The sequence below is a fragment of the Scytonema sp. PRP1 genome, from assembly GCF_036697665.2.
GTDB classification, from domain to species: domain Bacteria; phylum Cyanobacteriota; class Cyanobacteriia; order Cyanobacteriales; family Nostocaceae; genus Kalymmatonema; species Kalymmatonema gypsitolerans.
Window position 1 is genome coordinate 1 of record NZ_JBAHYJ020000126.1, and the last position, 10,611, is coordinate 10,611.

General features: G+C 45.0%; 9 protein-coding genes and 1 pseudogene. 2 read left to right on the forward strand and 8 right to left on the reverse strand.

Translation table 11 applies throughout. From position 1 onward, the window contains the following. Positions 1-34 precede the first annotated feature (34 nt). Positions 35-338: pseudogene (locus V5G28_RS33490) on the forward strand (UDP-glucose 4-epimerase GalE); the annotation flags it as partial. Positions 339-670: 332 nt separating this feature from the next. Here V5G28_RS33490 and V5G28_RS33495 read toward each other — a convergent pair. The 3 genes from V5G28_RS33495 to V5G28_RS33505 form a co-directional block, all read right to left on the reverse strand. Next, positions 671-1,426, reverse strand: a complete 756-nt coding sequence (locus V5G28_RS33495) for a hypothetical protein (RefSeq protein WP_332987403.1) — start codon at positions 1,424-1,426, stop codon at positions 671-673. Positions 1,427-1,559: 133 nt separating this feature from the next. Further along, the gene (locus V5G28_RS33500) at positions 1,560-2,783 is read right to left on the reverse strand and encodes an urease accessory protein UreH domain-containing protein (RefSeq protein ID WP_332987404.1); all 1,224 of its coding nucleotides are present in this window, start codon (positions 2,781-2,783) and stop codon (positions 1,560-1,562) included. A 379-nt stretch (positions 2,784-3,162) separates the two neighbouring features. Next, positions 3,163-3,528, reverse strand: coding sequence for a hypothetical protein (locus V5G28_RS33505; RefSeq protein ID WP_332987405.1), 366 nt, complete (start codon positions 3,526-3,528; stop codon positions 3,163-3,165). Positions 3,529-3,673: 145 nt separating this feature from the next. Here V5G28_RS33505 and V5G28_RS33510 point away from each other — a divergent pair, with 145 nt between their 5' ends. Beyond that, positions 3,674-4,822, forward strand: a complete 1,149-nt coding sequence (locus V5G28_RS33510; protein ID WP_332987406.1) for a M28 family peptidase — start codon at positions 3,674-3,676, stop codon at positions 4,820-4,822. A gap of 84 nt (positions 4,823-4,906) precedes the next feature. Here the strand turns inward: V5G28_RS33510 and V5G28_RS33515 are convergent, their stop codons facing one another. The 5 genes from V5G28_RS33515 to V5G28_RS33535 form a co-directional block, all read right to left on the reverse strand. After that, positions 4,907-5,266, reverse strand: coding sequence for a hypothetical protein (locus tag V5G28_RS33515; RefSeq protein WP_332987407.1), 360 nt, complete (start codon positions 5,264-5,266; stop codon positions 4,907-4,909). A 40-nt stretch (positions 5,267-5,306) separates the two neighbouring features. Further along, the gene (locus tag V5G28_RS33520) at positions 5,307-5,657 is read right to left on the reverse strand and encodes a hypothetical protein (protein ID WP_096564404.1); all 351 of its coding nucleotides are present in this window, start codon (positions 5,655-5,657) and stop codon (positions 5,307-5,309) included. Between the two features lie 245 nt (positions 5,658-5,902). Then, a complete protein-coding gene (locus V5G28_RS33525) occupies positions 5,903-7,750 on the reverse strand; it encodes an NAD(P)/FAD-dependent oxidoreductase (RefSeq protein WP_332987408.1) in 1,848 nt (615 codons plus the stop codon). 96 nt (positions 7,751-7,846) lie between these two features. Beyond that, the gene (locus V5G28_RS33530; RefSeq protein WP_332987409.1) at positions 7,847-9,607 is read right to left on the reverse strand and encodes an NAD(P)/FAD-dependent oxidoreductase; all 1,761 of its coding nucleotides are present in this window, start codon (positions 9,605-9,607) and stop codon (positions 7,847-7,849) included. 320 nt (positions 9,608-9,927) lie between these two features. Next, the gene (locus tag V5G28_RS33535) at positions 9,928-10,482 is read right to left on the reverse strand and encodes a hypothetical protein (RefSeq protein ID WP_332987410.1); all 555 of its coding nucleotides are present in this window, start codon (positions 10,480-10,482) and stop codon (positions 9,928-9,930) included. Positions 10,483-10,611 lie beyond the last annotated feature (129 nt).

Sequence of the window (10,611 nt, forward strand, 5' to 3'; positions counted from 1 at the left end):
ATGAACGTGCATTCGGATTATGTTAGTCTAGCGACTAGCAGACGCTCACGTTTTGGGATTGGAATATTTGCTCAAAGGCAGGGTGACAGCGAAGTTTTTAATTTAGGAAATGGTAACGGCTTCTCAGTCAAAGAAGTGATTGAAACTGCCAACAACAAGTGACAGGAAAAGATATCAAAGTTGTAGAGTGCGATCGCCGTCCTGGCGATCCACCAGCACTGATTGGTAGTGGGGACAAAGCCAAAAAAATCCTTGGCTGGCATCCACAATACTCTTCTCTCAAGGAGATTATGACTCACGCTTGGCACTGGCATCAAGTTGCCATAAGTGAGGAGTGATAATTCCGTAGTGTAGAGACGTGCCATGGCGAGCCAGCGCTGCAGGAGGTGAGACCAGTGCTGCAGTCCTTGTTTCCGACAGCAGGCGACTAGCATGGAACGGGGTATGGGGTGTGGGTGTGGGGTGTGGGGAACCCCATCAATGGAATTGAGGGGTTTCAAACAAGGAATAGGTTTTGTTTTCTCCATCAATAAATTGAGGGGCTTGAAACCAATGGGGTGTAGAGCGGGTGTTCATTTTTCCTCGTTTTTTCTCTTTCCCCCCTACACCCTACACCCTACCCCCTACACTATGATTCTTGGTCACGTCTCTACATTGTCGTGCCTAAAACCTATCTCCTCTTGACCATTCGCAATACCCCGAAGAAGACACCCACTGCTAAAAGACCTGATAGGGCCATCGCCCAAAGTGGTATTCCCTGTGTTTGCTCCTCTGTTACGTTTTCTAGATTTTGATTGACATTTTGTACATTTACTCCTCTTTCTGTTGACACTGAACCAGCTGCTACAGTCACCGCAAACTTTAACTCAAATGGCTGAAAACTCTTTCCGTCTTTTGGTTTGCCACTGAGCTGTAGCTGATAAGCTCCTGGTCTGGGAAAGGTAATTTCAGTACCAGGTATGCCTTGATACCGTTCAGCAGCAACAGGTTGTAAGGGTGGTTCGAGGAGTGGTGGTTCCTTAGGTGAGTGAGGTTCAGCGTAAACAACTAATTGACAATTACACTCTGCCAAAGGGATAGCTTTTCCACCTTTACGAGTCAGGGCAAACCAAGTTTTTGTCGCTTCCCCAGCGCGGGGATTATCATTTGGTTCTAGATGTAAGGTCGCGCCAACATCTGCTGCGGTCGTTACTTTATGGGCAGAGGCGATCGGAGTGTTTGTTGTGAATATTACTAAAATTCCTAGTAATATTATCGATTGAAACAACCTCACCCCCCTAACCCCCACGCCAGTCGCACGGGCGGGGGGAACCCCCGCACGGTGAGCACCTCGTGAGGGAGGGTTTCCCGGAGCAGGCGACTGGCGTTGGCGCAGCCTCTGTGGAGGAGATACCCCAAAGGGGCGCTGGCTCCTCTGTGCAAGCATAGAGAGGGGAATATTTTCTCCCCTCCTCGCTTGCGGGGAGGGGTTAGGGGTGGGGTCACAACGATGTATTTTTAAGCCAGAGCGTCCTCTAAGTCCTTTCCACCCATAGCCTAGGAACGAGAGTTTAGTGAATTTACTGCGACTTTTTTGGGGGAACATAAAATTTCTGTAAAGATAACATTGACCAAAAAAAGCGCCAACGCACCAGCAACACACCCAGCGTCACAAATCCCAGAAGCACTGCTGCTAATTTATTCCCCCAGCCAGATTGAAAAGAACCTAAGTAGTGGGAGCCAATAATTACAGCATGAATGCAGCTTAACAGCAAAGCGGGTACGCTGAATAGATGAATGAATCGCCAGCGCTTGCCCAATGACTTCTGCAAAAAGTCAAAACTGGTGAGGGCTGCGGGAGTCATTAATACCAGTGCTACAGCACCCAAAGCCATACCCAACTGAAACTCTGGCGGTAAGAAAAAGAAAGCTGCAAAATTCCATTGCAGGGAATGTTCCATCATATGGGTGGTGTGAGCACAAGACAGCACAAACGCGCCTACTCCCAACGCACGACGGTAACGCAAAGGTGCTGTCCACAAGCTGCTGATGGGGCGAGCAACAAGCGCCAGGATTAAACAGATTAACGCAGCGTGCCCTGTGTAATCTACCATTGTGTCACCAGTCCGCAGCAGCGTTAGCACGCCGATGGTGAGAGTGACCCAACCACCCAAGCGAAACAATTGACTGCGCCTGTCTTTACTGACCAACGATGTAGACACACCTACACCTATCATTGTAGGCAGAGTTCCCAAGCCAAAAGCCAGCATTGTTGCGCCACCCATCCACCAATTGCCAGTTTCCGCAGCTTTAATTTGGGCAGCATACAAAAAACCACAGGGCATTAAACCCCAAGTCATACCCAAAAGCGCTGGTGTCCACCACCTGTTTTGTAGAGAAAGCTTGACCATTCCCTGACTGAGGGAGCTGTGTAGACGATTTTGCACCAGAGGGTGTAGTAATGGAATTTGAGGCAGAAAGTCAGGTTTTATTTGTCCAATGCCAAACCAAATCAGCAGAACGCCAGTCAGAATTGCCATCCATTGGCGTAATTGGCTACCAATTCCCGCCATTTGTCCACTGGCGAGCAACACTGAACCCAATGCTCCAATACCAGCACCGACAACAACATAGCTTAACATTCGCCCCAAGTTCAAAAGTGCGTGAAACTGCAATTGCTGTCGCCAATGGGAATCCTGCTTATGAGACAGAGAAAACGCCACCGCCAAAGGTCCACACATCCCAAAGCAATGTCCAAAACTTCCTAAGAACCCCAGAGCCATGATGAGCAACAAATGTAGCATCAGTCATTAAAAATTAAATAAATGACAACAATTAAGAAGAAAAAATTAATAATGAATATAACTCATTAAAAATACTATCCTTTTTCTTATAATGATGCTTTTTTAACTTAATTATCTCTAATATTTCTGAGAGGATGTTTTAAAAGTCCTACTGTCGGTAGCAAAGTGTTCTAGATCCCCCTAAATCCCCCTTAAAAAGGGGGACTTTGATTCCGGTTCCCCCCTTTCCAAGGGGGGCTAGGGGGGATCAATAAGTGCCAAAAATCACAGCCAACCACTTTTCAAACAACCTCTGAGTACTTTTTGTAGGAACTTCTATAATTGTTGTATTTTGAATGATTTTTCCGTTATAAACTAAACTTTCATGAGTGTTACTATTTCAACTAACAGTAATCCGGTTTTTCCCAGGTGGCAAATATTCTAGATAGTACCAATTGCCATACAATCTGGCAATTTTTTGTCCATTAACATAAAGATGAGCGTGACCTTCTCCAGGTTTAGCGGCTGTATTGACACTTAGGAGTGCGAAGCTAAAGTTAGTAACTTTTACCTCCAAATTCCATCCTTTCTTAGCATCTGGATGCACAACTAAGTTCACTAAGGGTACAGGTTGACCAGGAGCAATTTCCATTGTCTTGTGATGATGAGTGCCATTACTATCTGCAGTATCACTGGCTATTGTTATGTTCCCCAGTACCGTCAGGCAAATGAATGCAGTAGATGCTAAGAAAAGTCTTTGGAGCATTGCTCTTAATTTAAAAGTTTCATGGGAACTTTATATGAAGTGACTTGTTCTGTCAAAAGACACGGTGTCAAACTTGGCGTTTGCGCTGTTGTATGTCAGGAATACAAAGAAGGTGACAAAGGGATAACCAGATGAGGGGATTTTGATGAGAGATGTGAAAAAACGGTTTTGGCTGGTACTTTTGTTACTGGTGACAACAGTTGCTGTAGTTGTCACGAGCGTGTTTGTTAAGCAGCATGGGGAGTCAGTCATTTACAGTATTAGAGTTGACAATTCCCTCACTGCAAATCAAGACGCAAATACACCAAAAGGGAAAGATGTCAAGACAATTAGAGGCAAAGATACGGAGACAAAAAATTTAAGCGCGTCTTTGCGTCCTCCTATCCCTGCTTCCTTACAAGTTTCTGGTGATCAGCTTTTCGCCCACGTTCAAAGGTTAAACTTTACACGCCATACTCCAGCAGAGCGATCGCGGACTCGCGCTTACATCACAACCGAACTGAAAAAATTAGGCTGGAAACCTCAGCTAGAGAAGTTTGAAGATGGTGTCAACGTCTTTGCTCAAAGACCGGGAACTGATAAAAATGCCGGAGCAATTCTAGTCGGTGCTCATTACGACACTGTTTATATCTCTCCTGGGGCTGATGACAATGCTAGTGGTGTTGCTGTGGTGCTGGAAATTGCCCGACTTTTGGGTTCGCGTCCCACTCCTAGAACATTGCAGCTCGCCTTTTTTGACAAGGAGGAAGCAGGGCTTTTAGGTAGTAAAGCTTTTGTGACAAACAAGAAACATCTAGAAAACCTCCAAGGCGTAATTGTCATGGATATGGTGGGTTATGCTTGTCACACTCCTGGCTGTCAGAAATACCCGACGGGTTTACCAGTGACTCCACCCAGTGATCAGGGTGACTTTTTGACGGTGGTGGGTGATACGGAACACTTGCCACTGCTTCATGCTTTTCAAAATTCACAGATGCTTCCTCCAATCTCTTTTAATAAGGAGAGTACAAAGAGTACAATTGAATCAATGCCACCTGTGTTAACACTGCCAATCCCCCTCAAAGGTTTGTTGACACCTGATACTCTACGCAGCGACCACGCCCCATTCTGGTATCAAGGAGTCGGTGCAGTGCTGGTAACAGATACGGCAAATCTACGTACTCCTCACTACCACCAACCCAGCGATGTACCAGCAACTCTCGACCGCAAGTTCTTTACGGGAGCAGCGCAGGTTGTCGTAAATACGACTAGTACGTTATTAGAAAACAGCGATGCCTTGGAACCCCACCCCTAACCCCTCCCCGGTGCAGGGCTGTTTGATTATTAGGGTTTTGTGGATGCATGATGAGGAAATTTCATCCTCATATCATTAACGCGCTCATGAAGGATGCCCAACCTTTACCAGCTTTCCCTGTTCCATCATGCGTTGTTCTACTGCCTGCCAATTTGGAAGTTCAGCACTTTCTTGATACCAATGTACAAAGGATGCTTCATCGCACCACAAAGTCAGCTTTGGCATGGCTCGACGGTGTGCTCCTGTATTGCGGTAGGCTAGCATGGATGCTTTGTCTTGCCAGGCAATCAGCGTCCAAAACTCGTTCGGTCGCCAGCGAAACTTAGCACAGAGCTTGCCGGATGCACGGTTTAGTTGCAATATACTTAGTATGCTATGTAAGGAAAACGGCAGCTTATAAAGAGGTCTTGTCACTCGCGCACGTGTTGCAGATATAAACACCATTTCTACTATCTCCTCTTCCTCATTTGCTTTCCACTACAACTTAGAATTGGTAGCAAGTTTTTAGCGCTGGCTTACCATTAACTAAAGTTAAATAAAGACAGCACTTACCGAGTTCAGAATCCCAACAGAAAATTGGAATTCCACAACTGGATGATGCTTCTGTCACCACCTCTGATAAATCTCGAAAAGTCACATTCTTAAATGAATTTAATGCCGAAAGAGCTTCTGCAAGAATAAATAATAAACCTATTTCACTTAAACCTCTATTTTCCAGTGAAATGGTATTGCCAGACAACAATTCTTTTAGTTCAGACTCTGAGATATTCAATCCAAGGAGATAAATACCTTTCTGAATTTCGTGACTGTATAGAGTTTGAGATAATTTGGACATATTGTTGCCCTACCAAGAACTTCCATTATGGATAGTTGCTAAATCAAAACTCTGGGGATTATCCAAGCATCGGCTAAATAAATAGTTGCTTGTGTCAATACGATTCAGTTAAAGCTAAAAACTCGAAACCAATTTGGTTGAGTTGAGGCACGAAACACAACATTATTAGGCATTTGTTGGGTTTCGCTTACGCTCAACCCAACCTACAATTCTTCTTAACTAAACCGTATTGGAGTTTATGTCAGTTAACCAGAGACCGAAAGTTCTGGAAGTCTTGGCACATTTGTGGTGTTAGACTGTTGCTTAGTAGAACCCTGAGTTTGTAAGCCTAGAGGGGTTATATCCTCTATCCAAGGCTGTAGTTCAGGTCGATACTGATAGCTCTTGAACTCTTGGTGCATTTTTGCCACCTGGGTGTTAGTCGGTACACCTCTGGTTTTAAGCCAGTAACTGAGTGCGCTTAAACCAAACTTCGCTGATGAGGACAACAAGCTGAAGAGATTGTAGAGATTTCGCACAGCCAAGACGCCCTTTAGCCCAAAGCCTTTCCACTGGAACATTATGTACCAGATGGCAAGGTAAAAGTAGGCATATGTCAGACTCGTAAAAATGTTATGGCGCTTGGGTTCAAGCTTTGCGTTTTCTAGATAATTGCCATAGTGCTGAATTGTGGAGTAATGTCCAAGCAATTGATCGGCTCGGTAGGCATCCATCAACCCAATGTTGGCACCTCGATCAACTAGCTTGCTAAACTGCTCGTATACGTCAGAAATCACTCTTTTGCCAACACCAGCATTCTTCAAGTACGCACGAATATACTTCGGGTCTAAAAACCATTTGCCCACGTACATGGGTAGAATCAACCCGAAGAACCACATATACTCAAAGTAAATGCGCCAACTCATGATGCTGGCATGACCAAGATGCTTGGAGTGATTTTTCATGGCATGGTTAACCGTGCGCGTGTAAGCAAGATTGAAGCTGTTATAGAGAGCGCGCTTTTCCTCAGCGTCAGGTTCACCAGCCAGCTTGGCGCGGATGATTTCCGTTACACTTTCAATCTCAAACGAAATCATCGTTGTCCCCAAAGAATAGAAGGCGTCAAAAATGCAAGCCGCATCGCCAAGCACATACCAGTTATCTGGGGAGAACATAACCTTGCTGCTGTGGGCAAGTCTTGGTAAGTAGTGAAAGTCAACATTTTCACCACTCGTTAGCAGGTTATACAAGTTGGTATGATTTGCCTTTAGGAAAGCGTAAAACTTTTCCTGAGTGTTGATGTCAGAAGCAGGAATCACATCATGGTGCTGGACAATGCCAATTGATATTTCCTGAGTGTCCTTGTCTGTAGGAATCATCCACAGCCAGTGACCACAACCAAACCAGTGGTTGGTGGCATAGTAATGGCTGCAGGTGGCACCGAAGGGGTCATAACCGTCGTGGAAAATGGTTCGATCCACATATTTGACGCGTACCCAAGCTGAGCCGGTGTTGACTCCAAAAAGATTTTCTGGTCCAAATAAGAGGTTGTCTGTCTTGTGTCCGATAATAAACTTACGACCCGAGCCATCGATGACATGTTTGGCTTTCAGTTCGATGTCCTCGTTGCTTAGCTTGACCTTGACTGTTTTTAGGGCATCCCCTGGGGTCAAATCTACATCAACCACGCGACCGTGGTAGAAGACAGCACCCATTTGTTTGTTCATCCTCAGTAAGTCCCGCTCAAATTTAGCGCGGTTCATTTGAAAAGTTTGAATGGGTGAGCGTCGATTGGACCAAACGTGGTAATGATCGTCGGTTGTCTCTGTTTTCGCCGGGTCTTTAGCCCAGTGAAAGTTCAGCCCAGATTTTGGAGGATGGTTTTCGACTAAGTACTCATGGAGACCTAATTCCTTAGACACAAAGAGCGTCGCAATTTCGACCATTGATTCACCAAGTTTGAGGTCTTTCTCTGTGCGCTCTTCTGGGCGAGGATCAATCAGTGCAATTCGGATATTTGGGATTTTAAGTAAGAGGTGCCGAGCTTGACAAACTCCTACAAAGCCTGCACCCATAATGACGACGTCGTATTCTAGCTGTTGAGTAGTATGCATTTACCGCTCCAGTTTTAATTTGTTAACAATCAATTTGCACAGCTCTGTATCAAACGCTTAAATTTTTGCGTTGAGTAAGTTTAGTGAAGGGGCTTCTTAGTTTCCAACCTCACACCTTGGCTGTAATTGCGCTCGATATCGGTAGTTTTTGAATTCCTGCCGCATTTTAGCCACTTCAGTGTTAGTAGGCATATGCTTAGTCTCTTGCAAGTAAGCCTTCTCACTAAGAGCAGCATCTAATGCTCCCTTCAACAAACGGAAGAAGTTGTAGAGATGGCGTGGAGCCAGCACTCCCAAAAGACCAAAGCCTTTCCACTGGAAGAGGATGTACCAGATAGCAGTGTAAAAGTAAGTCTGTTTTAAGCTGGCGAAGATGTTGCAATGCTTGGGTTCAAATTTTGTGTTCTCCAAGTAGTCGCCCTGAGCCTTAACCGGAGTGTAGTCTCGAAACAATTGATCGGCTCGGTAGATATCTATCAACCCGATGTTGGCACCTCGGTCTACTAACTTGTTACACTGCTCGTATACTTCAGAAATGACTCTTTGTGTACTAGGAGCTTTCTTCAGATACGCACGAATATACTTCGGGTCTAAAAACCATTTGCCTACATACATTGGCAAACTCAACCCAAAAATCCACATATGCTCCAAGTAGATGCGCCAACTCATGACGCTGGCGTGACCAAGTTGCTGCGCACGATGTTTCATGAGATGGTTGACTTGACGTGCGTAGGCGATACTGAAGTCGTTATAAGCAGAGCGCTTCTCCTCAGCATCTGGTTCAAGAGCCAGTTTGGCGCGGATGATTTCTGTGATGCTCTCAATGCCAAATGAAATCATCGTTGTCGCGGAAGAATAGAAGATATCGAAAGAGCAAGCTGCATCACCAAGCACATACCAGTTGTCCGGGGATAATATGACTTTGCTGGTGTGAGTTATTCTTGGCAAGTAGTGAAAATCAAGTTTATCACCACTGCTCAGCAGCTGATATAAGTTGGTGTGATTTGCTTTCAGGAAGGCGTAAAATTTTTCCTGGGTGTTGATGTCACAAGCAGGAATCACATCATGGTGGTGAATGATACCAATGGAGATTTCCTCAGTGTACTTGTCTGTGGGAACCATCCACAGCCAGTGACCATAACCAAACCAATAATTGCCGGCATAGTAATGGCTGCAAGTTGCACTAAATGGGTCATAACCATTGTGGAAAATGTTACGGTCTACACCTTTGACACGTACCCAAGCTGAGCCAGTGTTCGCTCCATCAAGATTTTCTGGTTCAAACAGGAGGTTGTCTGTCTTGCGTCCGATAATAAACTTGCGACCTGCACTATCAATAATATGTTTGGCTTTCAGTTCGATGTTGTTGTCGCCCAGCTGGATCTTAACTGTTTTTAGGGCATCACCTGAAGTCAAATCTACGTCAACCACATGACCTTTATAGAAGCTAGCGCCCATCTCTTTGTTCATATGAAGCAAGTCTTGCTCAAATCTGGCGCTGTTTATTTGAGTGGAATCGAGTTCAGGTTGTCGATTGCACCAAATGTGATAGTAGTCATCTGTGGTCTGTGTTTGAGTTGGGTCTTTCGGCCAGTGGAAGTTCGAGCCAACTTTAGGCAGATGATTTTCAACTATGTAATCATAAAGCCCCAGTTCTTTACTAAGCAAGAGTGTGCCAATTTCAATCATTGACTCGCCAGGTTTGAAGTCCTCTTCTAAGTCCTCTTCGAGACGAGGATCAATGAGGGCTACTCGAATATTTGGAATTTTGAGCAAGAGATGTCGGACTTGGCAGTTACCAGCAAATCCCCTGCCCAGGACTATGACGTCATATTCAGAGACTTGAGTGGTGTACATTCATAACTCCATTTCTAATGGATTGAGTTTTTGTTGCAAAACTGTTGGTCAGTTCTTGAGGACATTCGCGTGAGCAATGCTCGCTGTGCATTGTGGTCGTTAATGCTCCAGATGTGAGGAGGGGAGGGGAGACAAAGGAGAAATATAGCGGTTTGCACTTGGGTAAGGTACACCAAAGAAATAATGAACCACAGATGGACACAGATGGACACAGATAAATAAGAGTGCCCTATATGTTGAAAATTTTTCGTGTCTCTGTGTCAATCTTTACGTTTGAGTTCAACTTAGTAGGAATGTTTGGTCGCTATGGCTTGAGTAAGCTAGGTGTTTTGTACAACCAGCGCGACCATTCTTTCAGGACCTCGGGTGAGCGCGATTGGAAAGGTGAGAACTTTAAACTGACTACCAGAAACTGTCTCCTGAAACAAAATACAATCTCCTTCTGTTTGGGCGATCGCCAAATCGATATTCAAAGCATTGGTGGCTTTACGCAGGGCTTCTACCGCTGCCCAGATGCGCGTACCTGCCTGATCCAGCGAGTCGTTAACAGCTAGCAACTGTTGCATCAATGGCGAGCGAGCATAGCTTAGCAAAGCAGTCCATTCTTGCTGCGTTCTGTGTGTTATGGGGGCAATATCACAACCTTGTGATCCATAACCAGCAACACACAAGCAAAAACGGTTATCATGAGAAAGGGACACATTCACAGCTTTTTCTTCTAAGCCCTCAAGCACTGGTTTGCCTGAATTAAGCCATTTGATTTGAACTTGTTGGAAACCTGCAACCTGCAAGGGCATTGAATCCAATTGAGTAGCTGTGTAGTTGATAGTCTTGTCCTCAGCTTCGACTGAAGTTGGTAGCGATGTGTTCACCATTTAACACTTCTCCTTGCTGTTGAATGTTTGAAATACCTGTATTCAATAGGTTTATGCAGCTGCATAAAGACCACAGATGGAGGGTGGACAACCTGATTGCCTAAGCGTTAACCTGACTTGAAAAAGGCA